This is a genomic window from Streptomyces sp. NPDC002057 (assembly GCF_040296665.1).
Taxonomy (GTDB): domain Bacteria; phylum Actinomycetota; class Actinomycetes; order Streptomycetales; family Streptomycetaceae; genus Streptomyces.
In genome coordinates this window covers 191629-209159 of record NZ_JBEOXR010000006.1, presented here as the reverse complement: position 1 = coordinate 209159, position 17531 = coordinate 191629, and the positions used below count along the sequence as shown (strand labels likewise).

16 protein-coding genes are annotated in these 17531 nt (G+C 75.1%); 9 read left to right on the top strand and 7 right to left on the bottom strand.

Annotated elements, in window-relative coordinates; translation table 11 throughout:
- Nucleotides 1–147: 147 nt before the first annotated feature.
- Entirely contained in the window at nt 148–1293 is a 1146-nt protein-coding gene (locus tag ABT129_RS08040; RefSeq protein WP_351898003.1) for a DUF8017 domain-containing protein, read from the bottom strand.
- 121 nt (nt 1294–1414) lie between these two features.
- Between ABT129_RS08040 and ABT129_RS08035 the strand changes: the two genes are divergently transcribed.
- Nucleotides 1415–1852: a DUF4442 domain-containing protein gene (locus ABT129_RS08035; protein WP_351898102.1), complete on the top strand. Its 438-nt coding sequence runs from the start codon at nt 1415–1417 to the stop codon at nt 1850–1852.
- Between the two features lie 195 nt (nt 1853–2047).
- A complete protein-coding gene (locus ABT129_RS08030) occupies nt 2048–2701 on the top strand; it encodes a DedA family protein (RefSeq protein WP_351898100.1) in 654 nt (217 codons plus the stop codon).
- A gap of 75 nt (nt 2702–2776) precedes the next feature.
- On the opposite strand, the gene ABT129_RS08025 is transcribed toward ABT129_RS08030, so the two are convergent.
- Nucleotides 2777–3304, bottom strand: coding sequence for a gamma carbonic anhydrase family protein (locus ABT129_RS08025; RefSeq protein WP_351898000.1), 528 nt, complete (start codon nt 3302–3304; stop codon nt 2777–2779).
- 131 nt (nt 3305–3435) lie between these two features.
- Between ABT129_RS08025 and ABT129_RS08020 the strand changes: the two genes are divergently transcribed.
- The gene (locus ABT129_RS08020) at nt 3436–4182 is read left to right on the top strand and encodes an acyltransferase (protein WP_351897998.1); all 747 of its coding nucleotides are present in this window, start codon (nt 3436–3438) and stop codon (nt 4180–4182) included.
- Nucleotides 4183–4277: 95 nt separating this feature from the next.
- Here the strand turns inward: ABT129_RS08020 and ABT129_RS08015 are convergent, their stop codons facing one another.
- Entirely contained in the window at nt 4278–5141 is an 864-nt protein-coding gene (locus ABT129_RS08015) for an EamA family transporter (RefSeq protein WP_351897997.1), read from the bottom strand.
- A 105-nt stretch (nt 5142–5246) separates the two neighbouring features.
- On the opposite strand from ABT129_RS08015, the gene ABT129_RS08010 reads away from it, so the two are divergent.
- Together ABT129_RS08010 and ABT129_RS08005 are read left to right on the top strand one after the other, a co-directional pair.
- Nucleotides 5247–5819, top strand: a complete 573-nt coding sequence (locus ABT129_RS08010; RefSeq protein ID WP_351897995.1) for a helix-turn-helix domain-containing protein — start codon at nt 5247–5249, stop codon at nt 5817–5819.
- A gap of 43 nt (nt 5820–5862) precedes the next feature.
- On the top strand, nt 5863–6426 hold the full coding sequence (locus ABT129_RS08005; RefSeq protein WP_351897993.1) for a YbaK/EbsC family protein: 564 nt from the start codon (nt 5863–5865) through the stop codon (nt 6424–6426).
- A 230-nt stretch (nt 6427–6656) separates the two neighbouring features.
- Here the strand turns inward: ABT129_RS08005 and ABT129_RS08000 are convergent, their stop codons facing one another.
- From ABT129_RS08000 to ABT129_RS07990, 3 genes are all read right to left on the bottom strand, one after another.
- Nucleotides 6657–7097: a CoA-binding protein gene (locus tag ABT129_RS08000; RefSeq protein WP_351897991.1), complete on the bottom strand. Its 441-nt coding sequence runs from the start codon at nt 7095–7097 to the stop codon at nt 6657–6659.
- A gap of 76 nt (nt 7098–7173) precedes the next feature.
- Complete coding sequence (locus ABT129_RS07995) at nt 7174–8676, bottom strand: carboxylesterase/lipase family protein (RefSeq protein WP_351897989.1); 1503 nt, start codon at nt 8674–8676, stop codon at nt 7174–7176.
- 45 nt (nt 8677–8721) lie between these two features.
- Nucleotides 8722–10200: a long-chain-fatty-acid--CoA ligase gene (locus tag ABT129_RS07990; RefSeq protein ID WP_351897987.1), complete on the bottom strand. Its 1479-nt coding sequence runs from the start codon at nt 10198–10200 to the stop codon at nt 8722–8724.
- A 186-nt stretch (nt 10201–10386) separates the two neighbouring features.
- On the opposite strand from ABT129_RS07990, the gene ABT129_RS07985 reads away from it, so the two are divergent.
- The 4 genes from ABT129_RS07985 (at nt 10387) to ABT129_RS07970 (ending at nt 17035) form a co-directional block, all read left to right on the top strand.
- Nucleotides 10387–11820 carry a PucR family transcriptional regulator gene (locus ABT129_RS07985; RefSeq protein ID WP_351897984.1) on the top strand — a complete coding sequence of 478 codons (1434 nt, stop codon included), beginning with the start codon at nt 10387–10389 and terminating at the stop codon, nt 11818–11820.
- Between the two features lie 75 nt (nt 11821–11895).
- The gene (locus ABT129_RS07980; RefSeq protein ID WP_351897982.1) at nt 11896–12522 is read left to right on the top strand and encodes a YigZ family protein; all 627 of its coding nucleotides are present in this window, start codon (nt 11896–11898) and stop codon (nt 12520–12522) included.
- A gap of 251 nt (nt 12523–12773) precedes the next feature.
- Nucleotides 12774–13958, top strand: a complete 1185-nt coding sequence (locus tag ABT129_RS07975; RefSeq protein WP_351897980.1) for an exonuclease SbcCD subunit D — start codon at nt 12774–12776, stop codon at nt 13956–13958.
- A complete protein-coding gene (locus tag ABT129_RS07970; RefSeq protein WP_351897977.1) occupies nt 13955–17035 on the top strand; it encodes an AAA family ATPase in 3081 nt (1026 codons plus the stop codon). The genes ABT129_RS07975 and ABT129_RS07970 overlap by 4 nt, the downstream gene beginning before the upstream one ends.
- Nucleotides 17036–17060: 25 nt before the next feature.
- Here ABT129_RS07970 and ABT129_RS07965 read toward each other — a convergent pair whose 3' ends face one another.
- The gene (locus tag ABT129_RS07965; protein WP_351897975.1) at nt 17061–17510 is read right to left on the bottom strand and encodes an Lrp/AsnC family transcriptional regulator; all 450 of its coding nucleotides are present in this window, start codon (nt 17508–17510) and stop codon (nt 17061–17063) included.
- Between the last annotated feature and the right edge of the window lie 21 nt (nt 17511–17531).

Sequence of the window (17531 nt, the reverse complement as noted above, 5' to 3'; positions counted from 1 at the left end):
CCGGGACTATCCCCGCCGACCCTCCCCGATGCCAACCCGATATACGGACGGCGGGTCCGGTGGCCGGTCGCCTCCGGCCGGCGACAGCGGTCCGGCCACCGGCCCCGGACGAGCGGGGCGGCCGGTGGCCGGACGGGGCGCGTGCGGTCAGGACGCCGGGGCGAGGCGGACCGTGGAGAGGATCTGCCGGATGGTGGCGTCCGGCAGTTCGGCCGCGACGCCCTTCGCGCCGTACAGCACCCAGGTGGAGAAGTCGCCCTTGGCGTTCTTGAAGGTGAAGGCGATCGACTTGCCGTCCGACTCGCACTTGTTGCGCTTCTTGACGCCCGGCGCCGTCGCGGTCGCCATGTGACCGGTGAGGCCGGACTTGGTCGTGTACGGGACGGCCTTGGTGATCTTGATGGTCTTCTGCGGCATGTGCTGCGCGTAGCCGCCCCACACCCACGTGCCGGCCTCGCTGTACGCGGCGTCCGCCGTGTTCTTGGCGCCCTGGCCGCCCTTGGTGCCCGCGGTGCTGAGGCCCCAGGTCTCGTTCGTGCCGTTCTTGTCGGTGTCGTACGTGCACCACTCGCTCTTCAGCCGCGTCGGCGACGACATCGTCACCAGCGGGGTGCCGTCGTTCTTCTTCTCGTCCTCGAAGAAGGTGATCATCCCGGGCTTCAGGACCTCCCACTCCGGCGGTACGTCGAAGAGGGTGCCGTACTTCGGGTTGTAGACGACCTTCCAGCCGGGGATCGTCGGCTGCTGGGCGGCGCCGTCGCGGGGGTTGGCGATCCCGGACGGGGACTGGCTCGGGTCCGCGGGCGGGACCGCGGACGGGTCCGTCGGCGCGGAGGCCGTCGCGGAGGGCTTCTTGTCGTCGGCGACCTGCTTCTTGTCGTCGTCCTTGCCGAGCACCAGGAAGCCGGTGACGCCGGCCGCGACGACGACGGCGGTCGCGGCGACGATCGCCACGAGCGTCGTCTTCTTCCTCCCGCCGTCGGGGCCACCGGGCGGGCCCGGCACGCCGTACTGCTGCGCCACGGTCGGCTGCTGATACGGGTTCGGCTGGCCGTACCCCGGCTGTTGCCCGTACCCCTGCTGCGGGTAGCCGGGCGGCGCGGGCGGCTGCTGGCCGTACCCCGGCTGCTGCTGCGGGTAGCCGGGCTGTGTCGGCGGCTGCTGCGGGTACCCGGGCTGGGCAGGCGGCTGCTGATACGGGTTCGGCTGCTGGTACCCCGACTGCTGGTAGGGGTTCTGACTCTGGTCCTGCGGGTTCTGCTCGCCCCCGGGCGGCTGCTGTCCTGGCCACATGGCCAGTAACCATAGAGGTGCGGAGGCCGCTCGACCACGTCCACCCCCGGACCGCGGGAGCGCGGGGGATGGCCAAGGCTGCTACTCGCGGGTAACATCACGCCCCATGAGCGCAGACCAGATGACCGTCGGCGAGATGCTCGCCGCCACGGTTCCCATGGCCGGGACCCTGAACCTGGAGTTCCTGGAGACCACCGCAGAGCGTGCCGTCGTGCGCCTGCCGGACCAGTCCGCCTACCACAACCACGTCGGCGGCCCGCACGCCGGAGCGATGTTCACGCTGGCCGAGTCCGCCAGCGGCGCCATCGTGCTCGCCGCCTTCGGCGACCAGCTGAGCCGCGCGGTGCCGCTCGCCGTCAAGGCCGAGATCGGCTACAAGAAGCTCGCCATGGGCGTCGTCACCGCCACCGCCACCCTGGGCCGCCCGGCCGCCGAGGTCGTCGCGGAGCTCGACGCGGGTGAGCGGCCGGAGTTCCCGGTGCGGATCGACATCACCCGCGAGGACGGCGCCGTGACCGGCGAGATGACGGTCGTCTGGACCCTCCGTCCGAACGCCTGACCGGCAGGCTCCGCCGACCGCCCCCGCACCCCTCCAGGGGCGCGGGGGCGGTCGTGTTCCCGGCGGCGGGCGTCGAGGGGCGCCCCTCCCGACCGGGTAGGCTGCCCCGGCGTGCCGCCGCAGGCGCACGCCGGCGCCACGGCCCCCGACCACGGGCCGGGCGCGGCAGGGCAGTCCGAACGGGAGGAAGCCGCGTTGCACGTCCAGGAGTGGCTGGAGACGATCCCCGCGGTCGCCGTCTACGTCCTTGTGGGAGTGGTGATCGGGCTGGAGAGCCTGGGCATCCCGCTCCCCGGCGAGATCGTGCTCGTGAGCTCGGCGCTGCTCGCCTCCCAGCACGGCGACATCAATCCGTGGGTGCTCGGCGCCTGCGCCACCGCCGGCGCGATCATCGGCGACTCGATCGGCTACGCGATCGGCCGCAAGGGCGGGCGACCGCTGCTCGCCTGGCTCGGCGGGAAGTTCCCCAGGCACTTCAGCGAGGCCAACATCGGTCTCGCCGAGAGCTCCTTCCAGAAGTGGGGCATGTGGGCGGTCTTCTTCGGCCGCTTCGTCGCCCTGCTGCGCATCTTCGCCGGGCCGCTCGCGGGCGTGCTGCACATGCCGTACTGGAAGTTCCTCATCGCCAACGTCTTCGGCGGCATCCTCTGGGCCGGCGGCACCACGGCCGTCATCTACTCCGTCGGGATCGTCGCCGAGGCCTGGCTCAAGCGCTTCTCCTGGCTCGGCCTCGTCCTCGCCGTCCTGATCGGCGTCGGCTCGATGCTGGTCATCAGGAACCGCGCCAGGAAGGCGGCGGCGGAGCGGGCCGAGGCCCCCGCGCCGGAGCCGGTCGCGGTCGGGGACTGACCCCGCGTCGTACGGAGCGGAGGGCGGCACCCGTGATCGGGTGCCGCCCTCCGGCGTGTACGGGGGCCGTGCGGCTCAGTCCTCGAAGGCCTCGGCGTGACCCTTGGCGAGCAGCAGGTACATCTCGGCGTTCAGCCGGATGCCGGCCTTCTCCTCGTCGGTCAGCGGACGGCGGACCTTCGCGGGGACGCCCGCGACCAGGGAACCCGGCGGGATCTGCATCCCCTGCGGGACGAGCGCCTGCGCGGCGACCAGCGAGCCGGCGCCGATCCGCGCGCCGTTGAGGACGGTCGCTCCCATGCCGACGAGCACGTCGTCCTCGATGACGCAGCCGTGCACGGTCGCGTTGTGACCGACGGTCACGCGGTCACCGATGGAGACGGGGAAGCCGGGATCGACGTGGACGGTGCAGTTGTCCTGGATGTTGGAGTCCTCGCCGATCGCGATGGGAGCGCAGTCCGCGCGCAGCACCGCGTGGTACCAGACGCTGGCCCGGGCGCCGAGCGTCACCTCGCCGAGCACCACGGAGGTCGGGGCGGTGAAGGCGGTCGGGTCGATCCGCGGCTCCTTGCCGCCGACACCCTTGATCAACGCCTCTGTCATGGTTCGCTCCTGATCGTCAGCCGTCGTGTCACGCCCGGGGGTGGCCCCGGCCGCAGCCTATGCCGTGCTCATGACGGACATCACAGCGCACCGCACCGATCAGGTACGACGGCGCCGACTACGGTGTCCGGGTGCCCAGGAACAGAAACACGTTCTCCTCCCTCGCCGCCTGGCGCCGCAGGGTCCTCGCCCGTGCCGTGCAGAGCGGCTGGCGCTGGGTGCGGGAGACCGGCTCCGTCACCGCCGAGCATCCGGGCGGGCTCCGGTTCCGCCGCCTCGGCGCGGGCACCCGGCTGGCCTTCCCGCAGGGCACGGTCTTCGGGGAGCGGTGGATCGAGATCGGCGAGTGCTGCATAGTCGCCGAGCAGGTCACGCTGACGGCCGGGATGCTGCCGGGCCTGGACCTCGGCGCGGACACGGTTCTGACGCTCGGTGACGGGGTCGTCCTCGGCCGGGGCAGCCATGTGATCGCCGACGCGAAGGTGACCATCGGCTCGGACACATACTGCGGTCCCTACGTCTACATCACCTCGACCAACCACAGTTACGACGACCCGGACGAGCCGGTCGGCCGCCAGTGGCCCCGCTCGGAGCCGGTCTCCATCGGCCCCGGCTGCTGGCTCGGCACGGGCGCGGTGATCCTTCCCGGAGCCCGCCTGGGCCGGAACGTGGTCGTCGCGGCGGGCGCGGTGGTGCGCGGCGAGGTGCCGGACCACTCGGTGGTCGCGGGCGCCCCGGCCCGGGTCGTACGCAGCTGGGACCCGGAGAAGGGGTGGCAGCCGCCGCTGCGGACCCCGGCCCCGGTCCCGATCCCGGAGCACGTGACGTCGGAGCAGCTGGCGGCGCTCGCGGCGTGGGAGGCCGAGCGGACGGGCTGAGCCCGCCCGGCACCGCCGGGAGCCGCGAGCGCCAGGGCCTGTCGTCACCTTCCCGTCGTCGCCCGGAGGGGCGGACGGGACGGTGACGACAGGTCCTAGCCGGTGGCGAGCAGGACCGTGCCCACCAGGGCGAGTCCGGCGCCCGCCGCCTGGATCGCGCGGAGGCGTTCCTTGAGGACGCCGTAGGCCGCGAGGGCGGTGACCACCGGGTAGAGGCTGGCGAGGACGGCGGCGACGGTGACCGGGCCCTGCTGGGCGGCGATCGCGTACGTGCCGTTCGCGGCGACGTCGGCGAGGCCGACGAAGGCGAGGGCCGGGAGCGCCGCGCGGATCACCTGGGGGCCGCCCTCGGGAAGGGCCCGGCCGCCGCGCCTCACGGAGGCGTACAGGGCTCCGCCGCCCACCGCGACGTTGGTGACGCGCTGGACGAACAGGGCGAGGAAGAGCCCGGTGACCGTCGTGGAGGCCTCGGCGATCAGGGCCATGACCGAGCCGAAGCCGAAGGCCGCGACCAGGGTGAGCAGGACCGCCTGGCGCTGGACGGGCGCCCCGCGCAGCTCCGGCCCGCCGGCGAGGACCACGCCGAGGATCGCCACGCCGATCCCGGCGAACTGCACGAGCCCGGGCCGGTCGCCGACGAGGAGGCCGACCGAGACGGGGACGACGACGCCGAGCGAGCCGAGCGGGGAGACCACGCCCATCGGGCCGAGGGCGAGCGCCTTGTAGAAGGCGAGCATGGCCGCCGGGCCGACCACGCCCGCCCCGACCGCGTACCAGAGCTGGGGGCCGAACTCGGTCCAGGCGCCGGTCGCGAGGACGACGGAGCCGAGGACGAGGACGGCGATCAGCTGGGAGACCACCACGACGGTGAGGGCGGGGATGCGGCGCGTGAGGAGGCCGCCGCCGAAGTCGGCGAGGCCCCACAGAAGGCTGGTGGCCAGGGCGAACAGGGCGGTCATGGGTCCTCGCAGATCGCGGACGGCAGTACAGTGCAGTGAACCATCGGGTGCATCCCACCGTAGTTCAGTTTATTGAACTCTGTCATCCAAAATATTGGACGGAATGTGTCGGACCTCGATCAGCTCACGCAGTCGCTCGCCCGGAACCTGAAGCGCTGGCGCAAGGAGCGGAGCCTCACCCTGGACGCCCTCGCCGCACGGGCGGGGGTCAGCCGCGGCATGATCATCCAGATCGAGCAGGCCCGGACCAACCCCAGCGTCGGCACCACGGTGAAGCTCGCCGACGCCCTCGGCGTCTCCATCACCACCCTGCTCGACTACGAGCAGGGCCCGCAGGTCCGGCTCGTCCCGCCGGACCAGGCCGTCCGCATGTGGTCCACCTCCACCGGCAGCCACACCACCCTCCTCGTCGGCACCGAGGCGCGCGGCCCGCTGGAGCTGTGGTCCTGGACCCTCATGCCGGGCGACGGCAGTGCCTCCGACCCGCACCCCGAGGGCACGGTCGAGCTGCTGAACGTCACCGCCGGCGTCCTCACCCTGGTCGTCGACGGCGAGGAGCACGTCCTGCCGGCCGGGACCTCCGCCGTCTTCGAGGCCAACACGGCGCACGCCTACCGCAACGACGGCACCGAGCCGGCCGAGATGACCATGGCCGTCTCCATCCCGCCCGTACGCTGAGACGAGCGGCCGCGCGAGGAGCGGGGGTTGTTAGCGTGAGGCCATGCGCGCACCCCTCGGAGCCTTCGACGACGCCCGGCCCGCCCCCGACTGCCTCGACCTGCTGACCGGCCCCGTCGCCGCCGCCGTCCGCGCCTGGACCGGACCGGTGCCGGCCGAACAGCTGCTGTACGTGGACACCGACCCGGCCATCGCCGACACCGCCGTCTTCGTCGAACACCACGGGCCCGAGTTGCTCGACGCCTCCGCCAACTGCGTGGTGGTCGCGGGCAAGAGGGGCGAGACGACGACGCTGGCGGCGTGCGTCGTGAAGTCGGCGACCCGGGTCGACGTCAACGGGGTCGTGCGCAGGCACCTCGGCGCCCGCAAGGCCTCGTTCGCGCCGATGGACACCGCGACCGGCGAGAGCGGCATGGAGTACGGCGGCATCACCCCCGTCGGCCTCCCGGCCGCCTGGCCCCTCCTCGTCGACGCCGCCGTACCGGACACCGAGTGGGTCCTGATCGGCAGCGGACGCAGGCGCGGCAAGCTGATCGTCCCGGGGAAGGTCTTCGCCCAACTGCCGGGCGCGGTCGTCCTGGAGGGACTCGGCGTCCCGGTCGGCTGAGCCGGAACGAGAGGCCCGGTCGCCCGAGCCGAGCCGGAACGAGCGGCCCGGTCGCCCGAGCCGACGCGGAAGGCACCGGTCGCCCGAGCCCGAACGGACGGCCCGGTCGCGGGGGCGGTCGGCCGGGGCAGGGGACCGGGAACCGTCGGTCGGGGCGAGCGATCGGCGCGACCGGGGAGCGTCGACCCGGGCCCGGGCCCGGCGCCGGATCGGCGGGGGACTTCGCCCCGTCAGCCCAGGCGGGGGATCTCGATCGCGGGGCAGCGGTCCATGACCATGTCCAGGCCCGCCTCGCGGGTGCGGGCGAAGGCCTCGTCGTCGATCACGTCCAGCTGGAACCAGACCGCCTTCGCGCCGATCGCCACGGCCTCGTCGGCGACCCCGCCCGCCAGCTCGCTGTTGACGAACACGTCGACGACGTCGACCGGGAAGGGGATGTCGGCCAGGGAGGCGTACCCCTGCTCGCCGTGGACCGTCTCCGCCTTCGGGTGGACCGGGACGATCCGCTTCCCGAAGCGCTGCAGGACCGCCGCCACCCCGTACGCGGCCCGCGCCCGGTTCGAGGAGAGGCCCACGACAGCCCAGGTGTCGCCCGTGGAGGTGAGGATCCGGCGTACCGTCTCGGACGCCGAGTACTCGGTCGGTCCGGTGGTCGTGGTGTCGACGCTCATCGCTGCTGCCTCTCCTCGGGGTGGCCCGTCGTTGTCGTCAACGGGCCGCCCCGCGCCCTGATTCCCGCCCCGGGCCTCAGCCTTCCCAGGCGCGCCGTTCGGCCTCCCTCGGCGCCTCGACCAGAGCCGGGAGGCCGGGGCCGAAGGTCATCACCGGACGGGCCGGGTCCCACGCGCGCCACCCCGGGTCACCCGTCGCCGCGAAGGCCACCCAGGCCGCGTGCATCGCCGCGGCGAGGTCGCCCGGGGCGTCCGGGCCCGTCAGGGCGCGGGTCTCCGGCAGGTCGAGCGTGTCGAAGACGAAGCCGAGTTCGAGCGCGTGACAGGCGCCGAGGCCGAGCACGGGGGAGCGCCAGCCGAACTCGTACAGATACGTTCCGCCGGGGCCGCCCGCCCGCAGCCGGGCGTCCGCCAGCCTGTTCAGCGGGATCCGCAGCAGTCTGTCCGTGGCGAGCGCGCCCAGGACCTCGCCCGGCTTCTCGTCCGGTCGGCCCGCGCGGTACACCCGAGCCGTCCGGGCGGGCACCTTCGCCTTCCGCAGCAGCAGCCGCTGGACCACGGGGCCCACCCGGTCCGTGACCCCGCTCGGCACGAACCACAGCCGGTACTCCTCCGAGGTCGTGCCCATCAGCAGGTCCACCCCGGCCGAGGCCCCGTCCGCCAGCGCCTCCGCCGGATCGCGCGGCACCACCTCGCCGTCCACGACGATCTGGAAGGAGTGCCCGCCGGTCAGCGGCGAGCCCTTGCCGGTCACCTCCGTCTGCGCCGCGAGCAGCCGGTCCGGGTCCACCCGCGCGAAGGCCTCCGCCGTGGCGGGCACCTTCAGCCGCGCCGCCACCGCCCCGGTGGTCCGGCGGGCCGCGGCGAGGGGCTGCGCCATCGGGGCGCCGCTCTGCACCACCGCCCGCGCGAACAGCCCCTTGGCGAGCGGCGACGCGAGCAGCGCGGCGATCGAGATCGCGCCCGCCGACTCCCCGAACACCGTCACGCGCTCCGGGTCCCCGCCGAACGCCGCGACGGTCTCCCGCACCCACGTCAGCGCGGCGATCTGGTCGCGCAGCCCGAGGTTGCCGGGCGCGTCGGGGAAGACCCCGAAGCCCTCGACGCCGAGCCGGTAGTTGACGGAGACCAGGACCACCCCGTCCCGGGCGAAGGCGGTGCCGTCGTAGACCGGGACCGCCGAGGAGCCGTGGATCAGCGAACCTCCGTGGATCCAGACCATGACCGGGCGCCGTCCGGCCCCGGGACCCCCGCCCCCGTCCGGCTCCCCGCCCGGCCCCGCGCCGGTGTCTCCCCACGGCGCCCACACGTTCAGGTTCAGACAGTCGTCGCCCGGGACGTCGGGGTCGGGCAGGAGCGCGTCGAGCGGCGGCGCGTACGGACGCTTCGGCGCCGTCGGACCGAAGGCCGTGGCCTCCCGCACCCCCTCCCAGGGCTCGGCCGGTTCCGGCGCCCGGAACCGCAGCGGGCCCACGGGCGCCCGCGCGTAGGGAACGCCCAGGAACGCCGCCACACCGTCCTTCAGAGAGCCCCGCAGCACCCCGTACCGCGTGCGGACCTCAGGTCCCCGTCCCGCCATCGACGCCACCCCTCCTCGTTCCGCTCCCGTCGTCCCGCCGGGAGGTCAGACCAGCGCCCGCTTCAGGACCTTGCCCGTCGGGCCCAGCGGCAGCTCCTCCACGAACCGCACGATCCGGGGGTACTTGTGGCGGCCCAGCCGCTCCCGCGACCAGTCGACCAGCTCCTCCTCGGAGAGGCGGGCGGCGCCCTCCCGGCGTACCACCACCGCGCACACCTCCTCGCCCTTCGCCTCGTCGGGGACGCCGATCACCGCGACCTCCGAGACCGAGGGATGGCGCACCAGCACCTCCTCGACCTCGCGCGGGTAGATGTTGAAGCCGCCCCGGATGACCAGGTCCTTCTTCCGGTCCACGATCCGCAGGAAGCCGTCCTCGTCCCGTACCCCCAGGTCACCCGTACGGAACCAGCCGTCCACGACCGCCGCCGCCGTCGCCTCCGGGTCGTCCAGGTACCCGGCGAAGACGTTGTGCCCGCGCACCACCACCTCCCCGATCACGCCGTCCGCGAGCAGTGCGATCTCCCGCTCGACGGCGGCGTCCGCGATCCCCACCTCGACGCCCCACACCGGATGCCCGACCGTCCCGGGCCGACGGCCGATGTGCGGCTGGTTGAAGGTCGCGACGGGCGAGGTCTCCGTCAGGCCGTACCCCTCCAGGACCTGGGTGGAGAAGGCCTCCTCGAACCGCTCCAGAACCGCGACCGGCAGCGCCGCGCCACCCGACACGGCGGCGCGCAGGGCCTCCGGGCGCACCTCGGAGCCGGCCGCCGCCTCCACCAGCGCGTGGTACATCGTCGGCACGCCCATGAAGACCGTCACGCCCTCGTCCGCGAGCACCCGCAGCGCCGCCGGACCGCTGAACCGGGGCATCAGCACGAGCGTCGCCCCCTGCCGGAGCGTGCCGTTCATCGCGCAGGTCTGGCCGTAGCTGTGGAAGAGCGGCAGACAGCCGAGGACCACGTCGCCCGCGCCGAGACCGAGCAGGTCCTGCGAGGTCACGGAGGCGTTCATGACGATGTTGAGGTGGGTGAGCAGCGCGCCCTTCGGCCGCCCCGTCGTCCCGCTCGTGTAGAGGACCACGGCGGTGTCCGAGGGCTCCGCGGGCTCGGCCGCCGTCAGCGGCTCCGCCGCCGAGGGCGCCCCCTGGAAGGCGCGCACCCCGGCCGCCCGCGCCGCCTCGTCGGCGACCGCCCACAGCGGCCCGCCGCTCACGATGCCCACCGCGCCGCTGTGCTCCAGGACGAACCGCACCTCGTCGGCGACGAGCAGCGCGTGCACCGGCACGACCGTCGCGCCCGCCGCGAGCGCGCCGTAGTACACGCGCAGGAACTCCGTCGTGTTCGGCAGCAGCACGGCGAGCCGGTCGCCCGGCCTCACCCCGGCCTCCCGCAGCCCGGCGGCGCAGCGCAGCGCCTCCGTCCACAGCTCGGCGTAGGTGAGCCGGGTCGCCCCCTCGACGACCGCGATCCGGTCGGGGAAGTGGCGGGCGGACTCGCCCAGCACGCCGGCGACGCTCAGTGACATGACACGCTCCAGGGACGCGGAGTCAACAGCTCTGTTGACGATCGGTGACACGGCACAGAATCCGCCGCGACCCCGCCCCGGCGCCATGTGCAGGTGCCCACCATGTGGCCCGCCTAGCTGGGCAGCGGCCCCGCCGTCGCGCCCGCCCCGTGGCATTCGCCAAATCCCGGCGTTACGGTGCCAGCCATGACCCACAGCCCGGCGGCACCCGGCGAGCCCTCGGGGGCGCGCCCCGGCGCGAGCCGCACCTCCCCGAGCGGACACGGCACCCCCGGCGCGCCCCGCACCCCCCTGAGCACCACCGGCGGGACCCACACCCCCCTGAGCGGCGCCGGTGGCTCCGGCGCGCTCCGCCGCGCCCTCGCCACGGCCATGCTCGCCGACGTCGACCGGCTCACCGACCGCGCCGTCGACGACATCCGCGCCCACTCCGGTACGTACGCCTCCGGAGCCCCCGTCACCCGCGAGGACCTCTGGGAGATCTGCCGGGACAACCTGCTGCGCGCCCTGGAGGACTTCGGGGGCCTCGCGGCGACCGGCGGCGACTTCGAGTGGGCGGCCCGCGAGACCGGCCGCCGCCGCGCCGAGCAGGGCGTGCCGCTCGACACCGTGCTCCAGGCCTACCGGCGCGGCGGCCGGGTCCTCTGGCAGGTCATGGCCGAGCACCTGCGCGTCCGGGCGGGCCGCGAGTCCGACAGCCGCGACATCGAACTCGACATGGCCAGCGGAGTCTGGGAGACCATCGACCGCTACTCGGTCGCGATGGCCGACGCCTACCGGATCGCCCAGCTGGAACTCCAGAGCCGCCAGGACACCCGGCGCGTCGCCCTCTTCGAGGCGCTGCTCGACGGCCGCGCCGACGACCCCGCCGTCGCCTCGGCGGCCGCGGCGGCGCTCGGCGTGCCCCCGGTCGACCGGTACGTCGTCGTGGTCGCCGCCCAGGACCCGGCCGCGCCCCCGCACCCGGCCCCCGCCCTGGAGGCCCAGGGCATGTGGTCGTACTGGCGTCCCCGCTCCGGCCGGTACGCGGGCATCGTCCGACTGCCCCGCCGCGACGCCCCCGCCGGACGGACCCCCGGGGCCCGTCCGGGCGGCGGAACCGACCCGGCCACCCGCGCGCTCCTCGCGGCGCTGCGCGAGCGGACCGGGGCGACCGCCGGCGTCTCCCCGGAGTTCGAACGGCTCTCCCAGGCGGGTCGTGCCCTGCGGCTGGCCGAGCAGACCCTCCGTACGCTCCCCGCCGGCAGCGGCGAGGCCGCCGCCTTCGACGACCGGCTCGCGCAGGTGCTGCTGAGCGGCCGGACCGACATCGCCGAGCGGATCGTCACCGTCCACCTCGGGCCGGTGCTCGCCACCGGCGGCGAACGGGCCGCGCTCCTCACCACGCTCCGGGCCTGGCTCGACCACGGCTGCTCCGCCTCCCGGGCCGCCGAGCAGCTCTACTGTCACCGCAACACCGTCCTCAACCGCATCGGCCGCATCGCCGAGCTCACCGGCCGCTCCAGCGAGTCCGGCGAGGCCCGCCTGGGCTGGGCCCTGGCCCTGCGCGCCCTGCCGTACGCCGGGCTCACGACGGCGCCCGACCCGACCGCGGGGGAGCGCGAGACGGAGGGGACGTAGGGCGCCGGACCGGCGACCGGGGGCCCGCACCGGCCGCCGGAGAGCGGTGGGGCCGGTGGAACGTAGGCTGGCCGGATGCAGGAGCAGTACCGCACGCCGGCCCGCGAGGGTGTGCACGAGACCGAGATCAACCGCTCGCGCTTCCTCTGCGCGCTCGCACCCGTCGCCGACGAGCGCGAGGCGCAGGAGTTCGTCGCGCGCGTCCGCAGGGAGCACCCGACCGCCACCCACAACTGCTTCGCGTACGTCCTCGGCGCCGACGCCTCCGTCCAGAAGGCGAGCGACGACGGCGAGCCCGGCGGCACGGCGGGCGTCCCGATGCTCCAGATGCTCCTGCGCCGTGAGATGCGGTACGTCGTCGCCGTCGTCACCCGCTACTACGGCGGCGTGAAGCTGGGCGCGGGCGGTCTGATCCGCGCGTACGGCGGGGCGGTCGGCGAGGCCCTCGACGCGCTCGGCACCGTCACCCGGCAGCGCTTCCGCCTCGCCACCGTCACGGTCGACCACCAGCGGGCGGGCAAGCTGGAGAACGACCTGAGGGCGACCGGGCGCGCCGTCCGTGACGTGCGGTACGCCGACGCCGTCACGATCGAGATCGGCCTCCCGGACGCCGACGTGCCCGCGTTCCGCGCCTGGCTCGCCGACGTCACGGCGGGCACCGCCTCGTTCGAACCGGGCGGCGAGGCGTACGGGGACGTCTGAGGCCCGCGGCGCGGGGTGACCTGTGCCGCGCGGGGCGCGCCGCGGACACCGGCCGAGAGGTGTGACGAGCGGGGTCCCACCGTCGTGCCGCGCGGGGCGCGACGCGGAACCCGCCCCGAGGTGTGACGAGCGGGGTTCCCCCGGCACCGCCGGAACGCCCCGACCACACCCCCCGGCGGGATAGCGTGGTGGGCGCACACGAACGGGAACCAGCGGCGAGGAGCGGCGCACATGCGGGGTGGGACGGCATCGTGAGGCTCCTGCACACCTCGGACTGGCACCTCGGCCGGTCCTTCCACCGCGTCGGCCTGCTCGACGCCCAGGCCGCCTTCCTCGACCACCTCGTCGCGACCGTCCACGCCCACCGGGTCGACGCCGTCCTCGTCGCCGGCGACGTCTACGACCGGGCCGTGCCCCCGCTGCCCGCCGTCGAGCTGTTCGACACCGCCCTGCACCGCCTCGCCGAGGCCGGGGTGCCCACGGTGATGATCTCCGGCAACCACGACTCCGCCCGCCGCCTCGGCGTCGGCGCCGGACTCATCGAGCGGGCCGGCATCCACCTCCGTACCGACCCCGCCGGCATCGGCACCCCCGTCGTCCTCTCCGACGCCCACGGCGACGTCGCCCTCTACGGCCTGCCCTACCTCGAGCCGGCCCTCGTCCGGGATCAGCTCGGCGCCCCGAAGGCCGGTCACGAGGCGGTGCTCGGCGCCGCGATGGACCGGGTCCGCGCCGACCTCGCCGCGCGGCCCGCCGGCACCCGCTCCGTCGTCCTCGCCCACGCCTTCGTCGCGGGCGGGGCGGCCAGCGACAGCGAGCGGGACATCACCGTCGGCGGCGTCGCCGCCGTCCCCGCCGGCGTCTTCGACGGAGTCGACTACGTGGCCCTCGGGCACCTGCACGGCAGCCAGACCCTCACTCCGCGCGTGCGCTACTCCGGTTCCCCCCTCGCGTACTCCTTCTCCGAGGCGGACCACCGCAAGACGATGTGGCTCGTCGACCTGGGACCGGGCGGCGACGGGCCCGACGGGGCGATCACCGGAGCCGAACGGCTCGACTGCCCCGTCCCCCGGCCCCTCGCCCGGATCAGGGGACGCCTCGACGACCTGCTCGCCGACCCGGCGCTCACCCCCCACGAACAGTCCTGGGTCGAGGCCACGCTCACCGACCCGGCGCGGCCCGCCGAGCCGATGACCCGGCTCGCCGAACGCTTCCCGCACACCCTGAACCTGGTCTTCGACCCCGAGCGGACCGGGAACGACCCCGACGCCTCCTACGCCCAGCGGCTCAGGGACCGCACCGACCAGCAGATCGCGGAGGACTTCGTGGCCCATGTGCGCGGCGGCGCGTCCCTCGACGGAGCCGAGCGGACGGTCCTGTACGGCGCCTTCGACGACGTACGGGTCGACGCGGCCGAGCGCGAGGTGGGCCGGTGAGGCTGCACCGCCTGGAGATCACCGCGTTCGGCCCCTTCGGCGGCAGGCAGAGCGTCGACTTCGACGCCCTCTCCTCCGCCGGGCTCTTCCTCCTCCACGGACCGACCGGCGCCGGCAAGACCTCCGTCCTCGACGCCGTCTGCTTCGCGCTCTACGGGAGCGTGCCCGGCGTCCGGCAGACCCCCGGCGCCTCCCTGCGCAGCGACCACGCCCCCGTCGGCACGACCACCGAGGTCCTGCTCGAACTGACCGTGGGCGAGCGGCGCCTGGAGATCACCCGGCGCCCGGCGCAGCAGCGCCCCAAGAAGCGCGGCGGCGGCTTCACCACCGAGAAGGCCCAGACCTGGCTGCGCGAGTACGACTCCGCCACCGGCGCCTGGGTCGGCCTCAGCCGCTCCCACCAGGAGACGGGGGAGGAGATCACCCAGCTCGTCGGCATGAGCCGCGAGCAGTTCTGCCAGGTCGTCCTCCTCCCGCAGGGCGACTTCGCCCGCTTCCTGCGCGCCGACGCCGAGGCGCGGGGCAAGCTCCTCGGCCGGCTCTTCGACACCCGTCGCTTCGCCGCCGTCGAGGAGCGGCTCGCCGAACTGAGGCGCGCCGCGCAGCAGCAGGTCGAGGAGGGCGACGGGCGGCTCCTCGCCCTCGCCCACCGGATGGGGCAGGCCGCCGGGGGCCTCGGGGTCGCCCGTACCGCCGTCGAGGGGCGGCCCGGTGACCCCGGGCTCGCCGACGCTGTCCTCACCTGGGCCGCCGTCGCCCGCTCCGAGGCCCGCGAGGCGCTCGACACCGCGCGCGTACGGCTCGACACGGCCGAGGCCCGTCAGGCCGCCGCGCGCGCCGCGCTCGACGCCGAGAACGACCTCGCCGCGCGCCAGGCCCGGCACGCCGACGCGCTCCTGCGCCGGGAGCGGCTCGCCGCGCACGCCCCGGAGCGCGACCGCCTCCAGGCCGCCCTCGACCGCAGCCTCAAGGCGGACCGGGTGGCACCCGCGCTCGGACTGCGGCAGGACGCCGAGCGCGAGCACGCCACCGCGCACGCCGCCCGGGAACGCTCCCGTGCCCAGCTGCCCCCCGACCTCGCCGACGCCGGGGCCGAGCAGCTCTCCGCCTTCGAGCACCGGCTCCGCGCGGACCTCGGCGGGCTGGAGGCGGCCCGCCGTGCCGAGCGCCGCGCCGCCACGATCACCGAAGAACGCGCCGTCCTCGCGCGCGAGGCACGCGCCGACGACGACGTCCTGCGGGACGCGGCCGACTGGCTCGCCGGCTGGGAACCGCGCCGCACCGCGCTCACCGCGCACGTCGAGGCCGCCCGGGACGCGGCCGCCCGCGCCGAGCACCTCGCGGGCCGCCTGGAGCCCGCCCGCCGCAGGCTCGCCGCCGCCCGCCGCCGTGACGCCCTCGCCGAGGACACCCGGGGAGCAGAGACCCGTCTCGCGGACGCCCGGGAGGGCCGGAACACCGCCCACGAGCGCTGGCTCGACGTCAAGTCCCGTCGCCTGGAGGGCATCGCCGCCGAACTCGCGGTCACCCTCACCCCGGGCGGTCCCTGCCAGGTCTGCGGCTCCACCGCCCACCCGGCGCCCGCCCGCACCACCGCCGACCACGTCGACCGCGCCACCGAGGACGCCGCCTACGCGGCCTACACCCGCGCCGAGGAGACCCGTACGGCCGCCGAACGCGACCTGGCCGTCACACGCGAGTCCTGGTCGTCGGCGCGCGAGGACGTCCTGGAGGGCAGCCGGCCGGAGCCGGCCGAGGGGACCGGGCCGCCGGACGAGCCGGAGACGTCCGCCGCCGAGCCGACCGTCGGGGAACTCGCCCGCGAGGTGGAGGAGTTGAACCGCCTCCACGCCGACGCGCACGCGCTCGCCGGGCAGACCCACCGGGCGCGGGAGACGCTCGCGCGCGCCGAGCGGGAGCACGAGGAGCGGGTCGGCGCCCAGCGGGAGGCCGAGCGGCGGGTCGCCGCGCGGACCTCGCGGCGCGAGGCCCTGGACCGGGAACAGACCGCGCTCGACGAGGAACTCGGGCGGGGACGCGGCGCGTTCGCCAGCGTGGCCGAACACGCCACCCGCCTGGAGCGCCGGATCGCCCTCCTGGTCGACGCCACCGGGGCCGTACGCTCCGCCGAACTCGCCGCCCAGCGCCTCAAGGAGGCCGACGACCGGCTCGCCGACGCCGCCTACCGCGCCGGCTTCACCACCCCGGCCGAGGCCGCCGCCGCGCTTCTGCGCGAGAGCGAGCGCCGCGACCACCAGCACCGCGTCGACGCGTGGCAGGCCGAGGCCGCCGCCGTCGAGGACCGGCTCGCCGAGCCGGGCACCGCGGCCGCCGCCGCGCTCCCGCCCGCCGACCCGGCGGTCGCGGCAGCGGCCCACGCGGCCGCCGAACGCGCCCTGCGCGACGCCGCCTCCGTCCTGGCGGCCGCCCGTGAACGGGGCAACGGCCTCGCCGTGCTCTCCCGCCAGGCGGTCACCGAGGTCCGCCGCCTCGGACCGCTCCGCGAGGAGTACGACCGGGTGGCCCGCCTCGCCGCCCTCACCGCCGGCACCTCCGCCGAGAACGAGCGCCGCATGCGGCTGGAGTCGTACGTCCTGGCGGCCCGCCTCGAACAGGTCGCGGCCGCCGCCACCGCCCGCCTCCAGCGGATGTCCTCCGGCCGCTACACCCTCGTCCACTCCGACGCGCGCTCCGGCGGCAAGCGGGCCGGCCTCGGCCTGCACGTCGTCGACGCCTGGACCGGCAACGAGCGCGACACCGCCACCCTCTCCGGCGGCGAGACCTTCTTCGCCTCGCTCGCGCTCGCCCTCGGTCTCGCCGACGTCGTCACGGACGAGGCGGGCGGCGTCCGGCTCGACACCCTCTTCATCGACGAGGGCTTCGGCAGCCTCGACGAGCAGACCCTCGACGAGGTCCTCGACGTCCTCGACTCGCTGCGCGAGCGCGACCGCAGCGTCGGCATCGTCAGCCACGTCGGCGACCTGCGCCGCCGGATCCCGGCCCAGCTGGAGGTCGTCAAGGCACGGCAGGGCTCGGCGGTGCGGCTGCGCACCGGCGGGGACGCGCTCGGCGGCTGAGCGAAGGCGGGAGGCGCGAGGGCGCTCAGCGGCTGAGCGAACGCCGGGGGAGCGGCGAGGAGTACACCACGCTGGTGGTCACCGCGCCGAGCGTGGCGATCTTCCCGGTGATCTCCTCCAGGTGCCGCATCGAGCGGGCGGCGACCTTCAGGACGAAGCAGTCGTCGCCGGTGACGTGGTGGGCCTCCAGGATCTCCGGAGTCGCGCCGAGCAGGTCGTGGAACGGCTTGTAGTTGCCGTGGGGGTAGCGGAGCCGTACGAACGCGAGGATGGGCAGCCCGAGCCGGTCCTGGTCGACGATGGCCGTGTACCCGCTGATCACCCCGGCCTCCTCCAGACGCCGCACCCGCTCGGTCACCGCGGACGGCGACATCGACACGGTGCGGGCGAGGTCGGCGAAGCTCGCGCGGCCCTCGGCCTGGAGGGCTTCGAGGATGCGCCAGTCGGTGGCGTCGGGGGTGTAGTCGGTGGTCATGACCGAGAGATAGCAGGGGAT